20 protein-coding genes and 3 tRNA genes are annotated in these 26,219 nt (G+C 71.3%); 10 read left to right on the forward strand and 13 right to left on the reverse strand.

The features are described from left to right. Positions 1-112: 112 nt before the first annotated feature. Together ACIBBB_RS09190 and ACIBBB_RS09195 are read left to right on the forward strand one after the other, a co-directional pair. Entirely contained in the window at positions 113-697 is a 585-nt protein-coding gene (locus ACIBBB_RS09190) for a TetR/AcrR family transcriptional regulator (RefSeq protein WP_398980367.1), read from the forward strand. Positions 698-777: 80 nt separating this feature from the next. Continuing rightward, a complete protein-coding gene (locus tag ACIBBB_RS09195; RefSeq protein ID WP_398980368.1) occupies positions 778-2,097 on the forward strand; it encodes a pyroglutamyl peptidase in 1,320 nt (439 codons plus the stop codon). 164 nt (positions 2,098-2,261) lie between these two features. On the opposite strand, the gene ACIBBB_RS09200 is transcribed toward ACIBBB_RS09195, so the two are convergent. Continuing rightward, on the reverse strand, positions 2,262-3,107 hold the full coding sequence (locus tag ACIBBB_RS09200) for an EI24 domain-containing protein (protein WP_398980369.1): 846 nt from the start codon (positions 3,105-3,107) through the stop codon (positions 2,262-2,264). 175 nt (positions 3,108-3,282) lie between these two features. Here ACIBBB_RS09200 and ACIBBB_RS09205 point away from each other — a divergent pair, with 175 nt between their 5' ends. Then, positions 3,283-5,850 carry a M14 family zinc carboxypeptidase gene (locus ACIBBB_RS09205; protein WP_398980370.1) on the forward strand — a complete coding sequence of 856 codons (2,568 nt, stop codon included), beginning with the start codon at positions 3,283-3,285 and terminating at the stop codon, positions 5,848-5,850. A gap of 124 nt (positions 5,851-5,974) precedes the next feature. Here ACIBBB_RS09205 and ACIBBB_RS09210 read toward each other — a convergent pair whose 3' ends face one another. Continuing rightward, positions 5,975-6,403, reverse strand: a complete 429-nt coding sequence (locus ACIBBB_RS09210) for an organic hydroperoxide resistance protein (RefSeq protein WP_398980371.1) — start codon at positions 6,401-6,403, stop codon at positions 5,975-5,977. 79 nt (positions 6,404-6,482) lie between these two features. Further along, entirely contained in the window at positions 6,483-7,499 is a 1,017-nt protein-coding gene (locus tag ACIBBB_RS09215; RefSeq protein ID WP_398980372.1) for an NADP-dependent oxidoreductase, read from the reverse strand. Between the two features lie 94 nt (positions 7,500-7,593). Between ACIBBB_RS09215 and ACIBBB_RS09220 the strand changes: the two genes are divergently transcribed. After that, complete coding sequence (locus ACIBBB_RS09220; protein ID WP_398980373.1) at positions 7,594-8,031, forward strand: MarR family winged helix-turn-helix transcriptional regulator; 438 nt, start codon at positions 7,594-7,596, stop codon at positions 8,029-8,031. Between the two features lie 131 nt (positions 8,032-8,162). Here ACIBBB_RS09220 and ACIBBB_RS09225 read toward each other — a convergent pair whose 3' ends face one another. Continuing rightward, positions 8,163-8,918: a hypothetical protein gene (locus ACIBBB_RS09225; protein WP_398980374.1), complete on the reverse strand. Its 756-nt coding sequence runs from the start codon at positions 8,916-8,918 to the stop codon at positions 8,163-8,165. Positions 8,919-9,039: 121 nt separating this feature from the next. Here ACIBBB_RS09225 and ACIBBB_RS09230 point away from each other — a divergent pair, with 121 nt between their 5' ends. The 3 genes from ACIBBB_RS09230 (at position 9,040) to ACIBBB_RS09240 (ending at position 12,548) form a co-directional block, all read left to right on the forward strand. Continuing rightward, positions 9,040-9,642 carry a hypothetical protein gene (locus ACIBBB_RS09230; protein WP_398980375.1) on the forward strand — a complete coding sequence of 201 codons (603 nt, stop codon included), beginning with the start codon at positions 9,040-9,042 and terminating at the stop codon, positions 9,640-9,642. A gap of 163 nt (positions 9,643-9,805) precedes the next feature. Further along, positions 9,806-10,849 carry a rod shape-determining protein gene (locus ACIBBB_RS09235; RefSeq protein WP_398980376.1) on the forward strand — a complete coding sequence of 348 codons (1,044 nt, stop codon included), beginning with the start codon at positions 9,806-9,808 and terminating at the stop codon, positions 10,847-10,849. Between the two features lie 229 nt (positions 10,850-11,078). Continuing rightward, positions 11,079-12,548 carry a GAF domain-containing protein gene (locus ACIBBB_RS09240; protein ID WP_398980766.1) on the forward strand — a complete coding sequence of 490 codons (1,470 nt, stop codon included), beginning with the start codon at positions 11,079-11,081 and terminating at the stop codon, positions 12,546-12,548. A 120-nt stretch (positions 12,549-12,668) separates the two neighbouring features. On the opposite strand, the gene ACIBBB_RS09245 is transcribed toward ACIBBB_RS09240, so the two are convergent. The 6 genes from ACIBBB_RS09245 to ACIBBB_RS09270 form a co-directional block, all read right to left on the reverse strand. Continuing rightward, entirely contained in the window at positions 12,669-14,864 is a 2,196-nt protein-coding gene (locus ACIBBB_RS09245; protein ID WP_398980377.1) for a ThuA domain-containing protein, read from the reverse strand. Further along, positions 14,861-17,341, reverse strand: a complete 2,481-nt coding sequence (locus tag ACIBBB_RS09250; RefSeq protein ID WP_398980378.1) for a PQQ-dependent sugar dehydrogenase — start codon at positions 17,339-17,341, stop codon at positions 14,861-14,863. Before ACIBBB_RS09250 ends, ACIBBB_RS09245 begins: the two co-directional genes overlap by 4 nt. 426 nt (positions 17,342-17,767) lie before the next feature. Further along, on the reverse strand, positions 17,768-18,619 hold the full coding sequence (locus ACIBBB_RS09255; protein WP_398980379.1) for a hypothetical protein: 852 nt from the start codon (positions 18,617-18,619) through the stop codon (positions 17,768-17,770). Positions 18,620-18,817: 198 nt separating this feature from the next. After that, positions 18,818-20,809 carry an ABC transporter permease gene (locus ACIBBB_RS09260; protein ID WP_398980380.1) on the reverse strand — a complete coding sequence of 664 codons (1,992 nt, stop codon included), beginning with the start codon at positions 20,807-20,809 and terminating at the stop codon, positions 18,818-18,820. Positions 20,810-20,899: 90 nt separating this feature from the next. After that, a complete protein-coding gene (gene modA / locus ACIBBB_RS09265; protein ID WP_398980381.1) occupies positions 20,900-21,718 on the reverse strand; it encodes a molybdate ABC transporter substrate-binding protein in 819 nt (272 codons plus the stop codon). Between the two features lie 98 nt (positions 21,719-21,816). Continuing rightward, on the reverse strand, positions 21,817-22,215 hold the full coding sequence (locus ACIBBB_RS09270; RefSeq protein ID WP_398980382.1) for a molybdopterin-binding protein: 399 nt from the start codon (positions 22,213-22,215) through the stop codon (positions 21,817-21,819). Positions 22,216-22,376: 161 nt separating this feature from the next. On the opposite strand from ACIBBB_RS09270, the gene ACIBBB_RS09275 reads away from it, so the two are divergent. Beyond that, positions 22,377-23,579, forward strand: a complete 1,203-nt coding sequence (locus ACIBBB_RS09275) for a hypothetical protein (RefSeq protein WP_398980383.1) — start codon at positions 22,377-22,379, stop codon at positions 23,577-23,579. 122 nt (positions 23,580-23,701) lie between these two features. Here ACIBBB_RS09275 and ACIBBB_RS09280 read toward each other — a convergent pair. The 3 genes from ACIBBB_RS09280 to ACIBBB_RS09290 all read right to left on the reverse strand — a co-directional run bounded on the left by ACIBBB_RS09280 (position 23,702) and on the right by ACIBBB_RS09290 (position 24,173). Further along, positions 23,702-23,778 (reverse strand) — tRNA-Ile (locus tag ACIBBB_RS09280). 244 nt (positions 23,779-24,022) lie between these two features. Further along, positions 24,023-24,095, reverse strand: a tRNA-Asn gene (locus ACIBBB_RS09285). A gap of 5 nt (positions 24,096-24,100) precedes the next feature. Beyond that, a tRNA-Asn gene (locus ACIBBB_RS09290) sits at positions 24,101-24,173 on the reverse strand. 202 nt (positions 24,174-24,375) lie between these two features. Here ACIBBB_RS09290 and ACIBBB_RS09295 point away from each other — a divergent pair. Further along, complete coding sequence (locus ACIBBB_RS09295) at positions 24,376-24,672, forward strand: YtxH domain-containing protein (RefSeq protein ID WP_398980384.1); 297 nt, start codon at positions 24,376-24,378, stop codon at positions 24,670-24,672. Between the two features lie 76 nt (positions 24,673-24,748). Then, complete coding sequence (locus ACIBBB_RS09300; RefSeq protein ID WP_398980385.1) at positions 24,749-26,200, forward strand: FGGY family carbohydrate kinase; 1,452 nt, start codon at positions 24,749-24,751, stop codon at positions 26,198-26,200. The last annotated feature ends 19 nt before the right edge of the window (positions 26,201-26,219 follow it).

The following is a 26,219-nucleotide window of genomic DNA, read 5'->3' on the forward strand; positions in this document are numbered from 1 at the left end:
GGTGACCCGAAATTCTGTAGCCGAGTAGGCTTCGTTATCTTTTTGTTACTCATGTACGGTCCGGAGACGACGGCCGGTGAGCGGACAGGTGCGAGAGATGAGGACCGGTGGGATGGCGAGGGCCAGAAGCATGGAGCGGCGGGCGGAGATTCTCCGCGCCACCATCGAGGTGATCGCCGAACGCGGCTACCGCGGCACGACGCTGGGCGCGGTGGCCGAGCGGGTGGGCCTCACCCAGCAGGGGCTCCTCCACTACTTCCCCACGAAGGAGGCGCTGCTCCTCGCCGTCATGGACGAGCGCGACCAGTGGGACACCGGGGGCGGCAGCCGGGGCGCGGACGGCTGGCGTCTTGAGCTGCTGACTTCGATGGTCGACTACAACGCGATGCGGCCCGGCATCGTGCAGACCTTCTCGGCGCTGCTCGGCGAGAGTGTGACGGAGGATCACCCGGCCGGGGAGTTCTTCACCCGCCGCTATGTCCAGGTGCGGCGCAACATGGCGGGCGTGCTGCGCGACGAGTTCGGCGACCGGCTGCCGAGCGGCCTCACGCCCGAACAGACGGCCCCGCTGCTGGTGGCCGTGATGGACGGGCTCCAGTACCAGTGGCTGCTCGCGCCGGAGGAGGTGGACATGCCGGCGGCGTTCCGGGCATTCGTGACGCTGCTGCGGGGTGGGGCGGAGGGGCCGGAACGGTAGTTCCGGGGCGGGTGTTCAGGCGCCGTAGCCATCCGTGGGGTGCGGAGGTGATACTTCCGCCACCCGAAGGAAGGACTCCCGTGAGACTCGTGCGCACCAACAGCAACACCGCGGGCCGGCCGCGCGTCCGGCCGGCCAGGCTTGGTCTCGTCCTGCTCGCATCGGCCGCTCTGGTCGCCGTGGCGCCTCCGCCAGGTGCCACCGCCGCCGGGCCGGCTGCCGCCGCCCCGGCGGTCACCGTCGAGGAACGGCGTCTCGACGGGGCCGTACCGCGCCAAATACTCGACGACAGCGGCTTCGACCAGGTCGCGCCGGAGTTCGCGAAGTCACTGCGCGGCGCCGGCTCCTACGCGCAGGCCGAGCGCGCCGCCGTACGGCATGGCGAACGGCTCTGGCAGCGGGCGGTGGACCGGGCGCAGGGCCGGGGCCCGGCGGGCGGTGAGCTGAGCCGGGACGACGACCGGCCGCTGTACTGGGCGCGGCTGGCCATGACCCGCGAACTGCGCGCGTGGCACGCGGACTCGGGCCTCTCGGAGGCGGCGGGCGTACGTCTCCTGGAGCGGCTGGAGAGCGCGTCGCGCGGCCAGGACTCGATGGCCTTCGGCGGCGGCGACCGGGCGCGGGAGAGCGACCGGGCGAAGGGCGTCAAGCGGATCGTGGTGACCGGCTTCGACCCGTTCACGCTCGACAGGGACATCCGCATCAGCAATCCGTCCGGAGCCGTCGCGCTCGCGCTGGACGGCACCGTGATCCGTACGGCCGACGGGCCGGCGCGCGTCGAGACCGCCGTGTTCCCGGTCCGCTGGGGGGACTTCGCCGACGGTACGGTCGAACGCGCCCTGCGCCGTACGCTGCCGCGCGCCGACCTTTTCGTGACGGTCAGTCAGGGGCGGGTGGGGCGTATCGACGTCGAGAGGTACAACGGTGCCTGGCGCGGCGGCTTCGGGGACAACGAGAACCTGTCCGAGACCGGGCTCGTACCGGTGAAGGACCCGGCGACGCAGCCGCAGTGGACGCGGACCACGCTCCCCTACGCGGACATCGTGGCGGCCGGCACCGGGCGCTTCCCGGTGTACGACAACACGTCGGTCACCGAGATCCCGGCGGGCGGCACCGCGCCCGTCGTACGGCCGGACGGACCGACGTCCGGCTCGGCGGCCCGCGCCGGTGGCGGCGGGGACTATCTGTCGAACGAGATCGCCTACCGGGCGACACTGCTGCGCGACCGGCTCGGGCTGGAGATCCCGGGCGGCCATGTCCATACGCCGGTGCTCGAATTCGGTCCGGGCAACACCGACCCGGCGACCGGGACGGTGTCGGACCCGGTCTTCGTACAGAACAGGCTGGACATCACGGCGCAGCTGCGGACGATCGTGCGGGTGGCGGTGGAGGAGTCGTAGGGCGGGGGCGGGCTCGGTTCACCGGATCCGCCCGGTGGGCCGGTTCGTCCTCAATCGCCGGACGGGTTTGGAATGCCCGCCGGACGGGCCGCGCATGCGGCCCGTCCGGCGATTGACGACAAGCGCGGCCCCCCGAGCCGCGCAACCCGGCCAACCGACCGCGTTCACCAGTCGCGCGGGACGTCCGACGCGGGGCCCGAGCGGTCGGGCGCCGGAGCCGTACCCCCGGTCGGGGGTGAACCAGGGTCCCCGGGACCGGACCCGGAACCCGCACCCGCACCCGTCAGTTCGCGGGCCATCAGCGTCGCTCCCGCCACCGCGCCCGGCATCAGGAACACCGCGACGAACGGGACCAGGAAGGCGAGCGTCAACGGGACGCCGAAGCCCAGCGTGAGCAGTCGGCGGCTTCGCAACAGCGGGAGCCGTTGCTTCAGTTCGATGCCGCGCCGCTGCATCGCGACGGCGGTGAGCTCCTCGCAGAGGAAGAAGCCGGAGACGCAGAAGCCCAGCACGGGGACGACGGTCTGGCCGATGACGGGGATGAACCCGAGGGCGAAGAGCAGGACGGCGTACAGCACCACCCGTCCCAGGATCCGCAGGCTGTCCCGCGCGGAGACCCACAGCTCGCGCCAGAGCGGCAGTCCCGACTCGGGTACGTCACCGCCTTCCGAGCGGTCCACGGCCTCGGAGAGCGATTCGTAGAAGGGCTGCCCGACCAGCAGTGTCACGGCCGTGAAGGTGATCACGGCCAGGAACAGGGCGAGCGCGAAGAACAGCACGGTGAGGAAACCGCGGAACAGCCCCTGCCACGGCGAGGACCAGTCGTCCGCGAAGGGCGTCGCCCAGGCCGTCAGATCGTCGGCGCCGTAGAGCAGGCCGACGAGCGCCGCCGCGTACAGCACAAGGGTCACCAGGCCGGGCAGCAGCCCGAAGCCCAGCCATCTGCCGTGCGCGCCGACCCAGCGCTGGCCCTTCACCAAGTAGCCGAAGCCCACACCGAGATCACGCATACAGCCACCCTATCGGCCTTGTTCCAGGGCTGTTTCGGAGCGGTTCCCGACGAGTTCCATGAGGCACGTGGGACGAACGAGGCCGCGAACACCCCTTGTTGTTGACACGTTCAACCGGTATGACCTGCCTATTGAACCGAACGATCGCCGCCGCACGACCCGGAGGTACATCCGCATGGGGATGCCCAGACCCGTCCTGCTCGCCACCGCCACCGCCACCGCGGCGCTGATGCTCTCGCCCCTTCCCGCGACCGCCGCTCCCGGCGCCGACGGCGCCCGGCCGTCGCACCCGGTGCGGGACGGCGGCACCACGGACAGCCGCGTGGCGTCGCCCGCACTGCCGTCGGCCGGCGCCGCCGCTCTCTCCTCGGTGGGCACGACGTCCCTCGGGCTGCGCGAGGACGGCGGCTACCCGCGCCGCACCGTCCTCGACACGCTGCCCGAGAACCCGGCCGACAAGGCCATCAAACTGGGCCTGGCGCCGTACCACTCGCTCGCCCCGCGCCTCAACGCCCTTCAGGAGCTGGGCAATCGGGTGAGCGTCGAGGTCGCCGGCCGGTCGGCCGCCGGGCACGACCTGTACCTCGTCACAGTCACGGCGCCGGAGAGCGCGAAGGAGGCCGCCGAGCAGGAAGGGATGCGCGAGCGCATCGAGAACTCCCCCGCGTCGGCCGCCAAGGACCGGCGCATCAAGGAGAGTTACAAGACTCCCGTCTTCATCAACAACAACATCCACGGCAATGAGTGGGAGGGCACCGACGCGGCCCTGAAGCTCATCGAGGAGCTGGCGAAGGCCAAGGACAGCCGTACGAATAAGCTGCTCGCCACGAGCCGGATCCATCTCAACGTCACGGCCAACCCGGACGGCCGAATAGCGGGAACCCGCGCAAACGGCAACGGCATCGACCTCAACCGTGACTTCATCACCGCCTCGCAGCCGGAGGCGCGCGCGATCCGGCAGATAGCCGTCGACAAGCAGCCCGCGGTCATGCTCGACCTCCACGGGTACGTCAACGGCACGCTCATCGAGCCGACGACGCCGCCGCACGGCGAGAACTACGAGTACGACCTGTTCCTCAAGAACTCCTACGCCAACGCCCTCGGTATGGAGGAGGCGGTCAACGACCTCGGCTACACGGCCGAGAAGGACGGCGTCCAGCCGCCCGTCATCCCCTTCCGGGACCAGGAGGAGGGCTGGGACGACTGGCCGCCCATCTTCACGCCGCAGTACATGGCCTTCCAGGGCGCGGTCGCCTCGCACACCATCGAGATACCGATGCGGGTCAACAACAACGACTACAACAACCTCCCCGTCGAGGAGCTGCGCCGCAGGTCGAAGATCAACACGGACGTCGCGGGCGCCGCGATGCGCTCCACGCTCGACTTCGCGCGGGAGAACCGCGAGACGCTGATCGCCGACCAGATCGAGACGTTCCGGCGCGGCGTCGCGGGCGAGAAGCAGCGGATCATCTCCGAGGAGACGGTGCCCGGTGTGCCCGGCATCGGTCCGGAGGACATCTACACGACCGACTTCCCGCGCGCGTACGTGATCCCGGCGGGCCCCGGCCAGCGGTCGGCGTCGGCCGCCGCCCGGCTCGTCGACCACCTCATCGCCAACGACGTGAAGGTCGAGCAGGCCCGTAAGAGCTTCAAGGTGGCGGGCCGCGACTACCCGGCCGGTTCGTACGTGGTCGACATGGAGCAGGCCAAGCGCGGTATCGCCAACGTCATCCTCGACGAGGGCCGCGACATCAGCGCCGACGTGTCGTCGATGTACGACATCTCGGGCTGGAGCCTCGGGCTGCTGTGGGGCGCGAACGTCACCAAGGTCCAGCGGGGCGGCCTGGACTTCTCCGGGCGGACCGTGAACGCGGCCTCCCCGGTGGGCTCGGTGGCCCGGAGCGGCGACCTGAAGCTGCGGCTGGACGACCCGAAGGAGTTCGCCGCTGTCAACTCCCTGCTCGCGCAGGGCGTGAAGGTACGCAGGACGGCGGACGGCGCGGCGATCGTGCCGTCGTCGGCCCGCAAGAAGGCCGAGATCCTGGCCGACCGGTACGGCGTCGTCTTCACGGCCACGAAGGACAAGGGCGTCGCGGCGCTGCGCCGTACGACGGTCGCCGCGGCCGTGAACGCGGGCGAGCTGTTCGCGCTGCGCGAGATGGGCTTCGAGGTGCTGCCCGTCTCGACGGCGACGGCGAACGCGGGCTTCGACTGGTCGAAGGCCGACGCGCTGTACGTGTCGACGGGGCTGAGCCACGGGGCGCTCAACGAGACCGCTCGCGCCGCGCTGGTTACGTTTCTCGCCGGCGGGGCGCCCGTGGTGGCGCTCGGCTCCGGCGGCGCGGCGTTCAACGCCGAGGCCGCGCTGCTGACGGCGACAGCGGTACGGGGCGAGGGGAACGCCAACGGCGTGGTGCGGGTGGTCAACACGCCGGGCCCGGTCACCGGCGGCACACAGCCCCACTCGTTCGTCTACTCGCCGATCTGGTTCACCGGGCTCGGCAAGGGCGTCCGTACGGAGCAGTCGTACGGCGGCGGCAACCCGCTCGTCTCGGGCCACTGGCGCGCGGACGACGAGGGCGCCGGCGATCCCCAGGCCGCGGCGGGACAGGCGGCGATCGTGAGCGGTACGTCGGCGGCGGGCGCGCCGGTCACGCTGTTCGGCACCGAGCCGCTCTTCCGCGACCACCCGAAGGGCTCGTTCGCCCAGGTGGGCAGGGCGCTGCTGAACCGCCTTCCCTAGGAGGCGCGTTCGGGCCGCGTACACACGGCGTCGCCCGCGTACGGCGAACCGTCGGAACGCGAAGGGCCGCACCCCTCTCTCGGGGTGCGGCCCTGCCGTACGTACGGGGCGGTCGTGCCGTCGGTCAGACGACGGACAGCTCGACCTTGATGTTGCCGCGGGTGGCGTTGGAGTACGGGCACACCTGGTGCGCCTTCTCCAGGAGGTCCTGCGCGGTGGCCGCGTCCACGTTCGGGATGGAGGCCGTCAGTTCGACCGCGAGGCCGAAGCCACCGCCGTCGGTCTTGCCGATGCTGACCTTGGCGGTCACGGTCGAGCCGGAGATGTCGGCCTTCTCCCGGCGCGCGACGACGCCGAGCGCACCCTGGAAGCAGGCGCTGTAGCCGGCGGCGAAGAGCTGCTCCGGGTTCGTGCCGGCGCCGCTGCCGCCCATCTCCTTGGGCGGGTTGACGACGACGTCGAGCTGCCCGTCGTCGGTGGAGACGCGGCCGTCACGGCCGTTCTCCGCGGTGGCGACGGCGGTGTAGAGGGGGGCTATCTGCTGGATGGTCATTCGGGTTTCCTTCTTCTCTGTACGCCGCGGCTCGCGCCCACGGACCGCGACGGTCTGCCAAGAGCCTAGCGGGTACGGGTCAGTTGAGTGTGACGATCATTTTTCCGGTGTTCTCACCGCGGAGGAGTCCGAGGAAGGCGTCGAAGCCTTTCTCGATGCCCTCGACGGTCGTCTCCCGGTACTTGAGCTCGCCCGATGCGAGCCAGCCGGACACGTCCTTGACGAACTGCGGCATGAGAGCACGGTGATCGTTGACGAGCATGCCCTGGAGGCGCAGCCGCTTGCCGATGACCAGGGCGAGGTTGTGCGGCGCGGGGCTCGCCCCGGTGCTGTTGTAGAGCGAGATCATTCCGCAGATGGTGGCGCGGCCGTGCACGTTGAACGAGGACAGCGCGGCTTCGAGGTGCTCTCCCCCGACGTTCTCGAAGTAGACGTCGATGCCGTCGGGCGCGGCATCCTTGAGCTGCTGCTTGACGGAGCCGTTCTTGTAGTTGAAGGCGGCGTCGAAGCCGTACTCCTCCACAAGAAGCTTGACCTTGTCGTCGGATCCCGCCGAGCCTATGACGCGCGACGCACCCTTGATCCGGGCCAGCTGGCCCACCTGGCTGCCGACGGCTCCCGCGGCGCCGGAGACGAACACGGCGTCGCCCTCCTTGAAGGAGGCGGTCTCGAAGAGCCCCGCGTAGGCGGTGAGGCCCGTCATACCGAGGACACCGAGGAAGGCGCTCAGCGGCGCGAGCGAGGCATCGACCTTGGTGGTGTACCGGGCCGGCACCCGCGCGTACTCCCGCCAGCCGAGACCGTGCACCACATGGTCGCCGACCGCGAAGCCCTCGGCGTTCGAGGCGATGACCTCGCCGACGGCGGCGCCGTCCATGGGGTGGTCGAGCTGGTACGGCGGGGTGTACGACTTCACGTCGTTCATCCGCCCGCGCATGTACGGGTCGACCGAGAAGTGCTTGTTGCGGACGAGGACGCTGCCCTCGTCCGGCTCGGTCACCGGGGCCTCGCGCAGGGCGAAGTCCGTGGACTTCGGCCAGCCGTGCGGGCGGGCGACGAGATGCCATTCGCGGCCGGACGCGGGAAGAGCGGTCATAGGTGCGGTGCCTCCTCTATTAAAGCTTCACTGCCTGAAACAACCATGCTCTTCAATATTTCATGTTGTCAAGCAAACGGGTACCCTGGTGACCATGCCCACTGAGCACACGGATCCCCTGACCCTCGAAGTCGTCGAACTTATCGGCACGGTCGTGGCCCGGTACTACGAGGAGTACGACCACGCCGCCGCGGAGCACTCGCTCACGGGCGCGCAGGCGCGCGTACTGGGGCTGCTCTCCATCCAGCCCATGCCGATGCGCCGGATCGCCCAGAAGCTGAAATGCGAGCCGTCGAACGTCACCGGGATCGTGGACCGGCTGGAGACGCGCGGCCTGGTGGAGCGGCGCCCGGACCCCTCGGACCGGCGGGTGAAGCTCGCCGCGCCCACCGAGAAGGGGCGGCAGACGGCGCGGCAGCTGCGGGACGGCCTGAACTTCGCGCGCGAACCGCTGGCGGACCTTTCGGTGGAGGAGCGGACGGTGCTGCGCGATCTGCTGCGGCGGATGCTGGGCGGCGACGCCGGGGAGTGACCGAGGGAGCCTCGGTCACTCCGGGCGGTGCGGTGGATCAGGAACGGCGGGCGGGTGTGCGCCGGGGCGCCGCACGCCGCACGCCGCACGCCGCACCAGATGCTTCGGACACGTGAGAGGGGTCAGACGCGTCAGACGCAGATGATCCACAGGACGCAGTCGTCGTCGTCTTCCTCCGGCGGCGTCGTGCTGGTGGAAGGCTGTGGCGCGGAGGGCTGATCCGAGTCCCCCGGCGTGCTCGGACCGTCCGTGGGGTCGGTGGAGCCCGTGGGATCGCCGGGGTCGCCGGGGCCGTCCGGCGTGTCGCTCGGGTCGGGCGAATCCGTCGCCGACGGGGACTCCCCGTCCGACGTCCCGGCCCCGGTCCCGGTCCCGGTGCCCGACGGGTCGGGCGAGCCGTCCCCGCCGCCGGGGCGCGCGGAGCCGGAGGATGTGGAGGGCGTGCCCTCCACGGGGCCCGGGTCCTTGGGTTTCGGCGGGCCGGACGGCGGCCGGCCGCCATCGAGGTCGATGGCCCTGTCCTCCTGTACGGAGGTGGCGTCACCGTCGTCGCCGGACGATTCCAGCGCCAGCTCGGCCAGGCTCAGCGCGCCGACGGCGAGGACCAGGCCCATGACGACGAGCAGCACGGTGCGGCCTTTGCGCCGGTGGGCGCCACGCTCCGCGCGTAGCTCCCGGCGCTCACGCCGGGAAAGTTTGCGCTTGCGGGAGCCGCGCTGACGGCGTGCGCCGACGACGGGTTCCTCGCTGTGTCCGTGCGTGGCAAGGACCACCTCGGCCTCGTGCGGGGCGGGATCGTGGAGCCGTAGCTCCTCGGCGGGCGTACCGCACCCGGCGCACGCCAGGGCGCCGTTGAGGTGCCGCCGGCAGTGATGGCAGTAGTCCATGGCGCCCTGAAGATAATCCTACGGAACCTAACTCGGGCACCTCTCATGTGAAGATCTTGTGCGGAGTTGGCCGTTCCGTGATTTTGCTGCCCGACCTGCCCCGAAGGGGCACGATGTCGCTATGAATGCCACGACATCAGCCGGAGCAGACGGGCGCTCCCGGCCGTTCGGGCCGCGCGACTTCCAGCTCGTACTGCTGCGCCGGATGGCCGACCACCAGCCCGAACTGGTCGAGGACGCCCGGCGTGAACTGGGCGCCCCGCTCTCCGAGATGCGGGAGGCCAACCGGCGCTGGCAGGCGATGGTCCGCTCCCCGCGCGCCCGCGGCACGCTGTCGCGCTACCGCTCGGTGCTAGGCGCGCCGGAGGCGACGTTTCCCCGGCAGATCGGCGATCTGGCGTGCGAGGTGCTGCTGTGGCCCGTGCCGCTCTGGCCCACCCTCCGCTTCGAGGTGACGGCGGCGCCGGGGGGCGGCGTGTGGAACGAGTGGCTGGTCCGGGCGCCGGGCCAGCCGGGGCCCGAGCTGCGTACGCCGGAGGATCTGCGTCCCTGGTCCTGCACGGTCGACGAGGTCGCCCGCGCGTTCGCCCCGGCCCGGCCGATGGAGGGGACGGCACCGACCCGCTGGGGGCTCGCGTTCGACGTGCCGGGGACCGGGCCGTGCGTGGCGGAGTTCACGTGGGGCCTGCTCCAGCGCTGGTCGCCGGTGTCGCGGGACGCGTAAGCCCCTGGCGGGGCGTCAGGACCGGCGTCCCGGTGTGACGTCGGCTCCGGTACGCCCGACCGGCGCATCCCAGCGCGCGCACCGCCTCTCCCGCGGCCACGATCGAAGAGGACCGGCCGCCTGCCGGTGATCCACCTCAGCGCTCCCGGGAGAAGAACCCGCCGTGACCGTCAGCCTTGAGCAGTTGCGCCGTTGCCATGTCGCCGTCGATCTCGGGGCCGCCAGGACCCGGGTCTTTGTGAAGGGATCGGGGCTCGTCGTGGACGAGCCCAGCGTCGCCGCAGTGAACACCCGGACCGGCGCGCTCATCGCCGTCGGCGCGCTGGCCGAACAGATGACGGGCCGTACGCCGGACTACATCCGTGTCGCCCGCCCCGTGACCGGCGGCACCGTCGTGGACATCGAGATGGCCCAGCGGATGCTCCGCCATCTCCTCGGCGAGAAGCTGCGTCGCCAGCTGCGCCGCAAGCCCCGGCTGCGGGCGGCGGCGTGCACTCCCCACGACAGCGACCCGCTCGCCCAGCGCGCGGCGGTCGAGACGCTGGTCGGTCTCGGCGCCCGCCGGGTCGAGCTGGTCGACACGCTCATCGCCGCGGCCGTCGGCTGCGGGCTGCCCGTGGAGAAGCCGACCGCCACCATGATCATGGTGTGCGGGGCGGCGACGACGCAGGTCGCGGTGTTGTCGCTCGGTTCGATCGTGACCGCCCAGCGGATCCCGGTCGGCGGCAACGCGATCGACCACGCGGTCATCCAGCACCTGCGCCACCAGCACGAGTTGATGCTGCCGAGCCAGTCCGTCCGGCCGCTCCAGCTGGCGCTGCGCGGCAACGGCATCACCTCGGACGGGCCCACGTCGACGGAGATCCACGGCCGGGACGTGGCGACGGGGCTCGCCCGGTCGGTCTTCGTGGACACCGCCGCCGTACGCCAGGCCATCCACACACCGCTGACCGCCGTGCTCGACGGCATCGGCAAGGTGCTGCGCGACTGCCCGCCGGACCTGGTCGCCGACCTCGCCGACACGGGGATCATGATGGTCGGCGGCAGCGCACTGCTCCCGGGCCTCGACCAGATGCTGCGCGACGCGACGGGCATGCCGGTACACATCGCCGAGCGCCCGGACGTCTGCGCGATCCTCGGCCTCGGCGCGATGCTGGACGGCAAGATCCAGCCCCTGGTCCTCAACCCCCTGGCCCACGCCGAGTGACGTGACGACGGACGACGGCCCCCCGGAGGGGGAGGACCGGGGCGGCGGGGCCGGCCAGGACGGACCGGACGGACCGAGCACCACGAACGGCCGGGACGACTCGCAAGGACCGGACGGCCAGGACGGCCAGGACGGCGGCCCCGCCCACCAGGGCCACCGGGACGGCGACGCCGGCTCCCGTGAGCAGCAGCGAGGTGGCCGGGCGCCGCGGGCCGCTCCCCGGTTGCCCATGCTGCTGGACGCCGTTCTCGACGTCGGGAGCGAGGGGGAGCTCGCCTCCACCCTCCAGCATGTCGTCGACAGCGCCGCCGATCTCACCGGCGCGCGTTACGGCGCGCTCGCGCTCGCCGGGCCCGCCCACGGCCGGGTGCCCGAGCGCGGGCGGAGCCGGATCGCCGAGCTGTTCTCCTACGGACTCAGCGAGGACGAGCGCCGTCGCATCACCCGGCTCCCCACCGGACACACCGGCCTGCTCGGCCACCCCGGCAGCTCCCTCAGCCTCGGCGTCCCCGTCCGGGTGCACAACGACGTACTCGGGTATCTCTGTCTGGCCCGCAAGCACCACGGCCCCTTCACCGAGGAGGATCTCGCCCTGCTGCGGGTGCTCGCCTCGCAGGCCGGGATCGCGATCGGCAACGCGCGCCTGTACGGAACCGCCCGCCAGCGCGCCCGCTGGATCGAGGGCGCCGCCGCCGTCACGACCGCGCTGCTCAGCGGCGAGAGTGCGACGGAGGCGCTGACGACGCTCGCGAGGTCCGCGCGGATCCTGGCCGGAGCCGCCGCCGGCGTGGTGCTCCAGCCCACCGACGAGGGCGGCATGGAGATCGTCGCCGCCTCCGCGCTGGACGACCCCGGGGACATCGTCGGTACGAGCATCGCGCCCGGCGCCCCCGTACTGACCCAACTCCTCGGCGGCGAACCGGTCTACATCGACGACTCGGCGACCGACCCCAGGATGACCACCCATGTACGGAGCCGCTTCGGCCCCAGCATGATGCTGCCCCTCCAGAGCGGCGGCCGGCTGATCGGCACACTCGCCCTCCCGCGCAAACGCGGCGGACGCCCGTACACCCCCGTGGAACGGATGCTGGCCACACAGTTCGCCTCCCAGGCCGCGCTCGCCCTGGTGCTCGCCGACGCGCAGCACAACCGCGAGCAACTGGCGGTCTACGAGGACCGCGACCGGATCGCCCGCGACCTGCACGACCTGGTCGTACAGCGGCTGTTCGCCACCGAGATGATGCTGGAATCGACCCGCCGGCGCACGGACGACGCCGAGCTGTCCGACCTCCTCGGCCACGCCGTGGACGAGCTGGACTCCACGATCCAGGAGGTACGGACCACGATCTTCGCCCTCCAGCAGCCGCCCGCCGACGCCCCGACGGGCCTGCGCGGCAAGGTGCTGCGGGAGACGGCGGGCGCGGCCGTCCTGCTGGGTTTCCAGCCGTCGGTGCACTTCACCGGGGCGGTGGACACCCTTGTGGGGGATCCGCTGCACGCGGGGCTGCTGGCCGCGCTGCGCGGCGCGCTCGCCGCCGCGCACCGGCGGCCGGGGGTGACGTCGATCGAGGTGGCGGTCGACGCGGCGGCGCGGCTGCCGAACGGCCGGGAGGGGGTGCGCCTCGTCGTCTCGGACGACGGGGAGCGCGACGACGGGGGCGAGGGCGGTACGACGGTGACCTGGGAGGCGGAGCGGTAGCCCCGTACGCCCGCACGCCCGTCGGCGCACAACAGAAGGCCCGGTACGGCAGGTTCGCCGTACCGGGCATCTGCTTCATCGCCCGGACCGGGGTTGACCCTCACCCGGCACGGGCCGCTCTCACCGCAGCTTGGCCGCTCGCGCCGCCTCGAACTGGTTCACCCAGTACTGCGTCCGGTCCAGATACGCCGTCTCGGCATCCGCCCCGGTCTTCCCGTACGCGCCCGAGAAGGTCTGGTAGCCGTGCCCGGCCGGCGGGTTGCTCGACGCGGGTTCGATCGAGCTTCCCTCGTGCCACTCGTTGAAGGAGGTGACGGAGACCCAGGTGGGCGATCCGCCGATGGCCGGGTCCAGCGCGTTGTTCCACTGCTTGTCGTACGCGGCGCCGTTGTCCCTGCCCAGGGTGGGCGTGGTGTTGCCGGGTACGGCGCGGTCGTCGATGTAGCCGGGGGCCACCGACGGCGCCCAGACCAGGTCGTTGGCCGCCGCGTAGTCCCCGGCGTTCTTCCAGCCGGGAGCGGTGGCCCCGGCGATGCCGTCGTAGGTGTAGATGCCGTTGAAGTGCGCGATCTTCGACGTGTCGGTGGTCTGGGCCAGGACGATGTTGTTCTCCGTCACCTGGTCCAGGGCCGTCCAGTCGGGCACGTCCAGGCTCTGGAAGACGTAGAACGCGTTGCTGTTGTTGCGCTCCGCGTCCCGGAAGTACGCCGGGTGGTCGCCGTAGTTCTCGTTGATGTAGTTGATGTCGTCCACCGTGGACGCACCCGTCCGGCCGCTGTACGGCTCCAGATGCCAGGCGACCTTGATGCCGTGGCGCTGGGCCGCGTCCATCACACCGTCGACCAGACCGTCCTCGTAACTGCCCTGGCCCCACCAGCTGTAGACCAGGACGTTCGCGCCGGACTGCTTGATCCACTTCATGTGCTGTTCGACGGCGCCGGTGAAGTCACCGGAGTCGTACGCCCCGAGCTTGGGGTAGAGGTCGGCGCCGACGTCCTCGGGCGGGTTCTGACCGCCCTGCTGCCAGTGCCGCCAGCTTCCGTTGACCTCGGGGCTGCCGTACCAGGGGTAGTAGAAGAGGTGCACGTTCTCCGACGTCGCGGCCTGGGGGTCCTCGGCCGCGCCCGACAGGGTGAAACTGTCGATGTCGAAGAGCGCGCCCGCTCCCCCGGTGAAGCGCAGGAACAGCGCGCCCGTCCCGGTGGCGGTCAGCGTCGTGGAGACCTCGGTGAAGGTGTCCCAGCCGCCCGTCGGGGCGATGTCGACCGAGCCGAGCAGGGTGCCGGTGGCCGAGCCGGAGCGGATCTCGACGGTGCCGCCCGCGCCCGCCGACGAGACGTCGGCGGTGAAGGTGGTGGCACCGGCGGTGTCGACCTGCGAGTACCCGGCCCAGTCACCGTTCTCGATGTGGCCGAGGGTCTGGCCGCCGCCGGCCGAGCCGTGGTTCGCGCGCTCCACGCCCGAGCCCGAGGTGTACGCCTCCCCCTCCACCGTCCTGGGCCCCGGATCCGGGTCGCCCGGATCCGCGCCGCCGGACGAGCAGTCGGCGTCGACCGCGCCGGCCGCGTACTGGATGCCGCCGAGCAGTACCTGCCGGAAAGCGGGATCGGCGTACGACTCCTGGGTGTGGCCGAGCCCGGTGTAGAACGACCGGCCCGCGGCCTGCTCGTCGCACCAGGTGATCGGGTGGTCGTCGCCCATCTCCCCACCGCTGTAAGTGGATTCGTCCAGGCTCTGGAGCACATGGACGCTCTCACGCGGATTGGTGCGGTAGTTGTACCACTCGTCGGTCCTGGACCAGGTCGGGTCCAGGTGCGAGGTGGCCGGGTGGGTCCGGTCCTCGTTCTTGAGAGTCGCCTGCTGGATCGCCGGGTGGCTCTTGAACCAGGCGCCGACCAGGCCCTCGTACTCGGGCCAGCCGTACTCGGTGTCGGCCGCGGCGTGGACACCGACGTAACCGCCGCCCCCGTCGACGTACGACGTGAGCGCCGTCTGCTGCGCGTCGTTGAGCACGTCGCCGGTGGTGCTGAGGAAGACCACCGCCTCGTAGTTGGCGAGGTTGGCCGTGGTGAAGGCGCCGCTGTCCTCGGTCGCCGTGACGGTGAACTCGTTGTCGGCGCCGAGTTCTTGGATCGTCCTGATGCCGACCGGGATCGAATCGTGCCTGAAACCGGCCGTCTTGGAGAAGACGAGCACCTCGTACGGGTCGGCCGCCGCCTGCGCCGAGGCGCCGGTGGGCGCGAGGAACGCGGCCCCGAGCGCGACGGCCAGCACGCAGGACAAGTGCCGCATGCGCCGTGCGATCTGACGTCTCATCGCTCAGCCCCCTTTGCTGCCGAACCGGTGGCGAAGGTGAAGGCGTCCAGGTCGAACAGGTTGCCCTGACCCGTCGCGCCCTTGAAGACGAGGAACAACTCGGTCGTCCCACCGGGGGCGTTGGAGATGTTCCCGGTGACGTCGACGAAGTTCTCCCAGCCGCCGGTCGGCGCCACGGCCAGCGTGCCGAGCAGGGTGCCGGTCGCGGAGCCCGCGCGTACTTCGAGGCTGCCGCCGACGCCGCCGGACGCGACGCGCGCCGAGACGCTGGTCGCGTTGTCCAGCGCGTACGGCTTGAAGGAGACCCAGTCGCCGTTGTCGGTGAAGCCGACCGTCGCACCGCCCTCGGCATTGCCGTGGTTCGCCACCTCAATGCCGGACTGGGCGCCGAAGTGCTCCCCCTGCCGGTGCCGGGGCTGGAGGATGCTGTCGCTGTGCGTGGTCAGGCCGCCCTCGTCGGTGTACTCGGCGTCGAAGACCCCGTAGATGTTGGCGGCGGTGTCGTGCTCACCGTCGACGGGGACGTCGATGGTGCCGGAGCAGCCGTTCTTCGAGGTGATCTGGTGCCGGTGCTCGTCGTGGCCGAGCAGATACGTGACCTTGACCTTGGCGCAGTCGACCGCACCGTCCTCGGGGTCACTGGCCGTCACGGTGAACGGGACGCTGTCGCCCCAGGAGAACAGCTCGCCGTCGGCGGGCGTGTTCAGGGTCACGGTGGGCGCGCTGTTGCCCGCCGTCACGACGAGGCTGGCGGAGCCGGTCAGGCCCTCCGGGTCGGTGACCGTGAGGGTCGGCTGGAACGTCCCGGCCTCGGTGTAGGTGTGACTCGGGTTGGCGTCGGTGGACTTCGTACCGTCACCGAAGTCCCAGGCGTAGCTGAGCGCTCCGCCCTCGGGGTCGGCGCTTCCCGCGGAGGAGAAGGCGACTTCGAGCGGCGTCGGGCCGGACGTCTTGTCGGCGGCGGCCTTGGCGACCGGGCTGCGGTTGCTGCCGGCGAGGTACTCGATGCGGTACAGGGCCTGGTTGTTGGAGCCGGTGCCGTAGTCGAGGACGTACAGCGCGCCGTCCGGGCCGAAGGCCTGGTCCATCACCTGGGTGCCGGTCCACGGGAATGCCTCGATGACGCCGGGGGCGCCGTCCGGCTTGACCTCGATGGCCTTGATCCACTTGCGGCCGTACTCACCGGCGAAGAAGCGGCCGTCGAGCGACTCGGGGAACTTCACGGCGGAGTCGAGGCCCGCGTCGTAGTTGTAGACGGGGCCGCCCATGGGCGACTCGGAGCCGCCGCCGAACTCGGGCGGGGAGCCCGCGTCACCGGAGTAGCGGATCCACGCGGCCTTGGCCGGGGGGAGCTTGCTCTGGCCGGTGTTGTGGAGGGAGTTGTTGGTGGCGCCGCCCGCGCAGTCGTACTTACCGGCGGAGGGGCCGTCCGGGAACGCCCACTCGCCGTAGGTCTCGGTGGCGGTGTTGGTGCCGGTGCAGTACGGCCAGCCGAAGTTGCCGGCCTCGGTGACGCGGTTGAACTCGACCTGGCCGCTGGGGCCGCGGTCGGCGCTCGTGGAGCCGGAGTCGGGGCCGTAGTCACCGAGGTAGACGATGCCGGTGGCCTTGTCGACGGACATCCGGAACGGGTTGCGGAAGCCCATCGCGTAGATCTCGGGACGCGTCTGCGCCGTGCCCGGGGCGAAGAGGTTGCCTGACGGGACGGTGTAGCCGCCGTCGGCCGTGGGCTTGATGCGGAGCACCTTGCCGCGCAGGTCGTTGGTGTTGCCCGAGGAGCGCTGGGCGTCGAACTGCGGGTTGCGGTTGGCGCGTTCGTCGATGGGCGAGTAGCCGGCGGACTCGAACGGGTTCGTGTCGTCGCCCGTCGTCAGATAGAGATTGCCCTGCGCGTCGAAGTCGATGTCACCGCCGACGTGGCAGCACTGGCCACGGTCGTTGGGGACTTCGAGTACGACCTTCTCGCTCGCGGTGTCGAGGGTGCCGTCGGCCTTGAGCGTGAAGCGGGAGAGGTTCAGATGCCCCTTCCACGCCTCGAAGTCGGCCGCGCTGCCGGTGACCGGGGCGTCGCCGCCGGGGGTGTTGAGCTTGGGCGAGTAGTACAGGTACAGATACCGGTTGGTCTCGAAGTCGGGGTCGGCCGCGACTCCCTGGAGACCTTCCTCGTCGTGCGTGTAGACGTCGAGCTTCCCCGACGTCTTGGTGTTGCCCGCGGCGTCCGTCAGGCGGACCGTGCCGTCCCGCGACGTGTGCACGACCGAGCGGTCGGGCAGGACGGCCAGCGACATGGCCTCACCCAGTTCGGAGCCACCGAGGGCGAGTTGCACCTGCTGGTAGTCCGATGCCGGAATCTCGGCGGCCTCGTGGCCCGGGTGACCGGGGTGGGCGACGGCCGCGGGGGCGGCGGTGAGACCGGCCGACAGAACGAGGGCGAGCGCCGTGAAAATTCTGGACCACGCTGGTGGGCGTCGTGACATGAAAATTCCTTCCTGACCAGAGGTGGGGTGTGTCAGGCAAGGCGCGCGCCGTCGCGCTTTGCTGCTGGGCGGATGGTGCGGTGCGGGGGGTTGGGGGGGGATGCCGTGTGTTGGCCCGCAGGCCACGTCCGTAGTCCGAGCGAGTTGCATGCTGGCAACGCCGAATTAATTTGTCAAGGTCGTGTCAAAATTGACTTCGGCCGTCCTGACGGGAGCCCGCGTACGCGCGCGATGCCGAACTCGCCCCGCGTAGACCGGCCTTGGCCTGCCCCGTTCCATGGACGATCTTGCGGCATACGGCACCGGCAACTGCCCACCTTTCGGACAGTGTTGTGTGACTGAACAAATGCGCGGGGATTACGGGAAACACCGGCGTAACGCGCCGCCCGACCCGGCTCAGCCCGACCCGACCCGGCTGAGCCCGGCTCAGCTCAGCAGCGCGCGCAGCGAGACCATCGTCCGTGCGATGAACGCGTCGCGGGTCGTCTCGTCCAGCAGTTCCAGCGACAGGAACGGATTGAGGTCCTCCAGCTCCACGAGCAGAAGCTCCCCGTCCGGCGCCCGGCACGCGTCGACCCGCTGGATGCCGTGGTCGAGGGTGTTCCAGTCGATGAACTTCCGCGCGAAGTCGAGATCGACGGCCCTGGCCTCGTACGGCACGAGTTCCCACCGCCGGTCCGGGTCGGGTGCGTGGAGCGCGTACTGGAAGTCGTGATCGACGAAGTAGAAGGAGACCTCGTACGAGAAGGGGATACGCGGCTGTACGAGAACGTCCCCGAGACCGCCACCGGGCCGGCCCAGGCCGCCGAGTTCGGCGAGCCTGTCGCGCGGCACGAACCGCATGCCTATCGAGTCCGCGCCGTCCTTCGGCTTGACGACGTACTCGTCCGCGTCCGGCAGCCGCCCCAGGTCCTCGGCCCGGTCGACGGTGGGGATGACCGGCAGCCCGGCGGCGCTCAGCTCCACCAGATACTGCTTGCCCGCCATGTCGCCGCGCCCGGTCAGCGGGTTGTAGACGCGCACGCCCTCGGCCAGCGCCCGGTCCCGGAAGTCGTCGTACTGCTTCCGGTAGTGGATCACGGGCCCGCTGTTGCGTACGACGACCCCGTCGAACTCGCCCATGAGGCGGGCGGCGTCGGCCGGATGGCACGTGGCGACGGTGAAGTCCCGCCGCAGCCGGGAGGAGAACAGGATGTCCTCGTCGCAGTAGCGGCGGCCTCCGGCCTCGTAGGCGAGGTCGGTGACGTAGAGGACACGGGGAGGTACGGCGGCGGACATCGTGCTCCTGAGAGTGAGGGTCTGTCGTTCGGATCAGGCTGGATCAGGGGGCGGGCGCGCGTGCCAGGGACCGCGAGCCCAGCCTGATCCGAACGGCAGACCCTAAGGCGGTGCCCGCAGGTTACGCCGCGCCTCCGGGCGGCCGACGGCCCGGTGCCGGGGGGCCGCGGCACGGCTCCGCGAGGTGCGGAAGCGCCCTCAGAGAGCCACGACCGTCGCCTCCGTCGCCTTCACGCTCGTCCAGACCGGCACCCCGTCGGCCAGCCCGAGTTCGACGGCGGCCCCCGGGGTGATCTCGGCCACCAGGTCCGGGGCCTCTTCCGAGGTGATCAGCACGCGCAGCCGGCTGCCGCTGGAGGTGATCTCGCGTACGGTGCCGGGCCAGACGTTACGCGGGCTGCCGCTCGGCCGGTCGCGGTGCACGGACACCGCCTCGGGCGCGATGATCGCCAGCGCGCGCGTCTTGGGGGGCGGCGGATCCGCCACGACCAGGAGGCCGCCGCCGGTGAGCGCGAGCCCGTCGGCGGTCGCGGTGCCGGACCAGGCGTTCCGGCCGAGCATCCGGGCCACCCACGGCGAGCGGGGGTGGCGGGCGACGTCGGCGGGCGGTGCGTCCTGGACGATACGGCCCTCGTCCAGGACGAGCACCCGGTCGGCCAACGACACCGCCTCCACCGGGTCGTGAGTGACCATCAGACAGACTCCGCCGAAGCCTTCGAGGTGACTGCGCAAAGTGTGCCGTACCCGCGCACGGGTCGTCTGGTCGAGCGCGGCCAGCGGCTCGTCGAGCAGCAGCAGGCGCGGGCTGGTCGCCAACGCCCTTGCCAGCGCCACCCGTTGGGCCTGTCCGCCGGAGACCTGGGCGGGCCTGCGGTGCGCGAGATGGCCCACGCCGAGCCGGTCGAGCCACAGTTGGGCGGTCCGGCGAGCCTCGGCCCGGGTGACGCCGTGGGCGCGGAGCCCGTACGCCGTGTTGCTCAGGGCGCTCAGGTGCGGGAAGAGCGCACCGTCCTGGGGCACCCAGGCGACGCCCCTGCGGTGCGGCGGGAGCGCGGTGACGTCGAGCGCGCCGAGGCGCAGCTCGGCGTGGGCGCGCGGAGTCAGGCCGAGGAGGGCGCGCAGGAGGGTGGTCTTGCCGGCGCCGTTGGGGCCGACGACGGCGATGGTGGTGCCGGGCTCCGCGTCGAGCGTGAGGCGGGTGAAGCCGGTGACGTCGGCGTGCAGCGCCCACCGTTCGTCGACGGTCGGCCGCTCGCCGTCACCCTTCGCGGGGCCGCCGGCCGGCACCTCCGCCCCCGCCCCCGCCTCCGATGCCGTGTCGTCGTCCGCCGAAGTGGCCTGCTTCCGGGGCCTGTTGGTGGCGTCTTTGGTGTCCTGCGGCGTGCCCGTCCACCGTCCGCGCAGCGCGATCAGCACGGCCATGGCGATGACGAGCAGCAGCAGGGAGACGGATGTCGCCGCTTCCGGCGAGCTCTGGAGCAGCAGATACACCTGGAGTGGCAGCGTCTGCGTGGTACCCGGCAGATTCCCCGCGAAGGTGATGGTCGCGCCGAACTCACCGAGCGCCCGCGCCCAGGTCAGCGCCGCCCCGGCGAGCAGCCCCGGGGCGACCATCGGCAGGGTGACGGTGGCGAACACCCGTACCGGCGAGGCTCCGAGGGACGCGGCGGTCTCCTCGTAACTGGGGCGCAGTCCGCCCAGCGCGCCTTCCAGGCTGATGACGAGGAACGGCATCGCGACGAACGTCGCCGCCAGGACGGCGCCCGAGGTGTGGAACGGCAGGGTGATGCCGAACGTGTCCTCCAGCCAGGGGCCGAGCAGCCCGCGCCGCCCGAACGCGAGGAGCAGCGCGACGCCGCCCACGGTGGGCGGCAGCACCATCGGCAGCAGGACCAGGGACCGCACCAGCGCCTTGCCGGGGAAGTCCACGCGCGCCAGCAGCCAGGCGAGCGGCACCCCGAGGACCAGGGAGAGCACGAGTGCCCAGCCGGAGACGAGGAGGGAGAGTTCCAGCGCCACGACGACTCCGGGGCTGGTCAGATGCGTACCGACCTCGCCCCAGGAGGTTCGGGCGAGGATCCCGATGAGCGGCAGGAGCAGGAAGGCGACGGCGAGCAGCGCGGGGACGGCGAGCGCGACGGGGGTACGGGTGCGGCCAGTGGCCCGGCGGGGAATGCTGAGGCGGCTCATCGGGCTCCTGCGGGTCCTTCGCGGTCTCCCGCGGTTCCGGACATCTGCCGCGCGACGGGGAAATGGCCTGAGGCAGGGGCGAGTTGGCGGTTACGGCTGCTGGAAGCCCGCGTCCTTCAGGAGCTTCTGCGCCCCGGGGGTGCTGAGCCACGCGACGAACGCCGCTGCGGCTTCGGCGTGTTCGGACGTCTTGAGTGTGGCGGCCGGGTATTCGGCGACGGCGTTCTGCGCCTCGGGGATCGCGATCGCATCCACCTTGTCCGTGGCGGTGGCGGCGTCCGTCTTGTAGACGATCCCGGCGTCGGCCTCGCCGAGTTCGACCTTGCTGAGGACGGCGCGGACGTTCGGCTCCTCCGAGACCGGCTCGACCTCGACCTTCTGTGCGTCCAAAACCTGTTCGCCGTACCGGCCGACCGGGACCTCGGGCGCCGCGAGGACGACCTTGAGCCTGGTGTCGGCGAGGTCCTTGAGGTTCTCGATCTTCTCCGGGTTGCCCTTCGCGGTGGCGATGACGAGACGGTTCTCGGCGATGACGGTCGGCGTCCCGGTGTCGGCCTTCAGACCGTCCATCGTCTTGGTGTCGGCGGTGACCAACGCGTCGGCGGGGGCGCCCTGTCGGACCTGTGCGGCGAGTTCCTGCGAGCCCGCGAAGGAGAACGTCACCTTGGTGCCGGGGTTCTCCTTCTCGTACGCGGCGCCCGCCGTCTCGAAGACGTCGGTGAGCGAGGACGCGGCGAGAACGGTCAGGTCGGCCTTGGGCGCGCCGGTGGCCGACCCGGTGGACTTGGCACCGGTGTCGCTGTCGTCACTGTCGCTGTCGCCGCACGCGGCCGGCGTGGCGAGCAGGGCCGCGGCGAGCGCGGCGACAGCGGTACGGCGTATGGCGGCAGTTCTGAGGGTGAACGACATGAGGGTTCGAAACTCCCTGGAAGGCTGACGCGGTGGCTGGACGCGGTGGCCGTGCTCGGAGGCTGGGCTCAGATGCTGGGCTGGAAGTGCTGAGCGGGTCAGACGCGGTCGATGTGCACGCTGGTCGACTTCACGCGGGCGGTGGCCTGCATCCCGACCTCCAGGTCCAACTCCTCGACGGCCTCCCTGGTCAGGAGCGAGACGAGCCGGTGCGGCCCGGCCTGGATCTCGACCTGGGCCGCGACGTCGCCGAGTTTGACGGCGGTGACGATGCCGGGGAAGGCGTTACGGGCCGAGCTGTACGGCACCTCCTCCTCGCCGTTGCCGCCACCCTGGCCGACCTCGATCGAGAACGCGGCCAGGTCGCGGCCGTCGATGAGCCGTCGGCCGCCGTCGTCGCGATGGGTGGCGACCCGGCCGGCGTCGGCCCATCGGCGAGCGGTGTCGGTGCTGACGCCGAGGAGACGCGCCGCCTGACCGATTGTGTAGGAGTGCATGCGCGGAAAGATAGGCGTCGGGCCTCGCATTTGCAATGCTTGAGGCGATTACTCATGGCAGATGCGGCGCACCTTGAGGAACGCCCAACGGCGGCGGTCACGCCTGGCCCGACCCGGCGGCGAGGCGCGCGCCGATCGTCGCCCAGCTGTGGCACGTCGGCATGGACCGTGCGCCGGGATCCGGACCGGTCCCCGGGGCCCCGGCCGTCGGGCCCTCCGGCATCGCGGCCGACGGCTCGGTGTCCGGCGTGGCCATGACCTCGGCGGACATCGACGCGGTGATCGCGGCGTACGCCGGGGGAGCCGCGAACGCGAAGGCGGCCGGTTTCGACAGGATCGAACTGCACGCCGCCCACGGCTACCTCATCGACCAGTTCCTCTGGTCGCACACGAACCGTCGTACCGACGGCTACGGCGGCGACCTCGCGTCCCGGACCCGCTTCGCCTCGGAGATCGTCGAAGCGTGCCGTGCCGCCGTGCCGGCGGACTTCCCGGTCCTCTTCCGGATCTCGCAGTGGAGGATGGGCGCCTTCGACGCACGGATCGCCCAGGACCCGCGGGAACTCGACGCCCTCCTCGCACCGCTCGCGGCGGCGGGCGTGGACGCCTTCCACCGCTCGACGCGACGGTTCCACCCGCCGGAGTTCGAGGGCTCGGACCTCAACCTCGCCGGGTGGGCGAAGAAGCTCACCGGCAGGCCCACGATCAGCGTCGGATCGGTGGGCCTCGACAACGAGTTCCCGCATGCCTTCCAGGGGCTACGGGGCGGAGTCACCGACAGGGGTCCTGTTGGACCGCATGGAGCGCGACGAGTTCGACCTGATCGCCGTCGGCCGGGCCCGTTCACCGGCAGGCTCGGCGACGGCCCGCGCACGGCCTGCCGTGGGCTGCCGGGGTGGGCGGCGCGGTCGGACTGGTCTGGCTCTACTGGGCGTTGGGCGGCACGGCGGGAATCGCGCACCCGGCCGAGCGGAACACCGACTGGTACGTGCTGGTCGCTCTTTCGGGTGGCTGGGCACTCGCCGCTGCCGCCGCCGTCACGACGCTCGCCCGCGCACGCCCCGCCCGGCTGCCCCGCCGGGCTGCCCCGCCCGGCTGCTCCGCCGGGCGGCTCTGGCCTTCGGCTGGATCGGCTCGGGCTCACTCTTCGCGTGGAGCGGCTGGAAGGCGCCCGTCTCGCTCTACTGGCATGGGCGGACCCGCCCGACGTCCACCCGCCCGAACACCCCGCCGCCGCGGTGGCGCCGCACCTCTGCGCCGTGCTGGCGGGAGCGGCGATGCTGCGGACAGTGCTCCGTACCCGTACCCATGTCCGCACGACCCCGTCGCGGTCGCACACGCGGCCGGACATGAGCGCCCCGTGATCGTCGGCCCGCTGGGCCGACAGGGGATGATCAAAGGATTTTCAGCGTGTCTTGACCGGATGTCCTCGACCCGAGGTGCATGGTGGCCTCGCAGGTCGAATCGTTCCTTCGCCACAGCACCGTGGTGGGGCGGGTGGGACTCGAACCCACGGCCGACGGATTATGAGTCCGCTGCTCTAACCGGCTGAGCTACCGCCCCTAACGGCGCGTCGCGCACATTTGTGCGCGCCGTCTGCCGCAGCATAGCCGCTCATACGATCTCCTGCTTCAGATGGTCGGCAACGCCTGACCATGAGGACTTCGCCGTGCCTCGACCGGTTCCAGGAAGCCCGAAGATCACCCGGAAGTTGACCGACGCGCCCTCGGCGGACCGCCCCTGGACCGTCGGCGAGCAGTCCGCGGGCACAAGAAAGAGGACCCCGAGGGGTCCTCTTTCCCGTTTGCTCTCCCGGCTGGACTCGAACCAGCAACCCTCCGGTTAACAGCCGAATGCTCTGCCAATTGAGCTACAGGAGATCGCGCTCCCCCGACTGGACTCGAACCAGTAACCTGCCGGTTAACAGCCGGCTGCTCTGCCAATTGAGCTACAGGGGATTGCTGCGTTTGCACCGAACGTACCCGCTCCGGCTCTGCCGGGCGGCGGACGTCCGCTGCGACACATACATTAGCGCAAGCAGGGGGGTGCTCCGCCAATCGGTATCCCGCCGGGTCACACTGGGTGATCTCGGGCCCCGGGGGTAGGCGGACGTCACGGCTCAAGGTCCGATGCCAACGAACTAACGAAGGGTGGCAGGCCATGCGGCGCCTCATGTTCATCGCGGGACTGGCTGTCGGTTACGTACTCGGAACGAAGGCCGGACGCGAGCGCTACGAGCAGCTCAAGAAGTCCGCCACCCGGATCTCGCAGAACCCGGCCGTGCGCAACGCCGCCGAGACCGCGGCCCTGTCCGGCCGTGAGTACGCGGGCAAGGCCTACCACTCGGTGAGCGACAAGGTCGGGGACAATATCCCCGCGTCCGTCGCCGAACGCGTCCGGTCGCTGCGCTCGCGCAACCACAACGGCGAGGACGACTGGGGAACCACCAACACCTGACCCGCTTCACCGGGCTCTCGCACCCGGTCGGTCCCGGAGCGCCTCCGCGGCCTCGCGCGTGCGGCAGAATCGTGCCATGGGAATAGTCGCCGGGTTGGACAGTTCGTCGGGTTCCACGCGCATCATCGTGTGTGACGCGGACACGGGTGCCGTGCTGCGGCAGGGATACGCGGTGCATCCTGTCGAGGCCAAGGCCACCGAGGTCGATCCGCAGGCCTGGCTGCTGTCGCTCGGCGAGGCCGCGGGCGGCGGGCTGCTGGAGGGTGTGGAGGCCATCGGCGTCTCCGCACAGCAGCACGGGCTCGTGCCGCTGGACCAGAGCGGCAATCTCGTACGTCCCGCGCTGCTCGGCAACGACAAGCGCGCGCAGGTCGCCGCCGCCGATCTGATCGACGCGCTCGGCGGGCGGCAGGCCTGGGCCGAGGCCGTCGGGTCGGTGCCGCAGTCCGGTCAGCCGCTGGCGAAGCTGCGCTGGCTGGCGCGGAACGAACCGGAAGCGGCGCGGCGTACGGTGATGATCCTCCAGCCGCACGACTGGCTGGTGTGGCAGTTGCTCGGTCGGCCCGCCCGGCGGACGACGGACCGGGGCGCGGCGTCCGGTTCCGGTTTCTGGTCCGCCCGCACCGGTGCCTACCGGCCGGATCTGATGGAGCTCGCGCTCGGTCACCAGGCGGCACTGCCGGAGGTGCTCGGTCCGGCCGAGGCGGCCGGGACCACGCCCGAGGGGCTGCTGATCTCCGCGGGTACGGGCGAGACCATGGCCGCCGCCTTCGGGCTCGGCGTCGGGATCGGCGACGCGGTCGTGTCGCTGGGCGCCTCCGGGTCGGTGATGACCGTGCACCACGAGGCGCTGGCGGATCCCTCCGGGATGATCACGTCGTTCGCCGACGCCACGGGGATGCATCTGCCGGTCGTCCACACGCTCAACGCCGTACGGGCCCTGCGCGGCACGGCGGAGCTGTTGGGGACCGAGGACCTGGACGAACTGTCCGCGCTGGCGCTCAAGTCCACGCCGGGCGCGTCCGGGCTGGTGTTCCTGCCCTATCTGGAGGGCGAGAAGACACCCCAACTGCCGCACACGGCGGGCACGTTGACCGGGCTGCGGCGGGAGTCGATGAAGCCGGAGCATCTGGCGCGGGCCGCGTTCGAGGGGATGCTCTGCTCGCTGGCCGACGCGATGGACGTGGTGCGCGGGCGCGGTGTCGAGGTGCGCCGGGTCTTCCTGCTGGGGGCGGCGGCCGGGCTGCCCGCCGTGCAGACGTGCGCGCCGGGGATCTTCGGGGCGCAGGTCGTCGTGCCGGAGCCGGCCGACTACGCGGCGCTGGGCGCGGCCCGGCAGGCCGCCTGGGCGCTCGGCGTATCGAAGAACACGCTGTCCCCGCACAGCCCGCCCGAGTGGCGTGGCGCGGCGGCCCAGATCTTCGAGCCGGGCGAGGAGGCGGCGGTCGGCGCCGCGGTGCGCCAGCAGTACACGGCGGCCCGCGAGCAGATCCACCCGGGCGCGTTCTCGCCGGCGCCGGGGGCGTAGGGCGGGGTGGGGATGCGGA

Origin of the sequence: Streptomyces sp. NPDC051217 (genome assembly GCF_044455465.1) — a bacterium.
GTDB lineage: Bacteria > Actinomycetota > Actinomycetes > Streptomycetales > Streptomycetaceae > Streptomyces.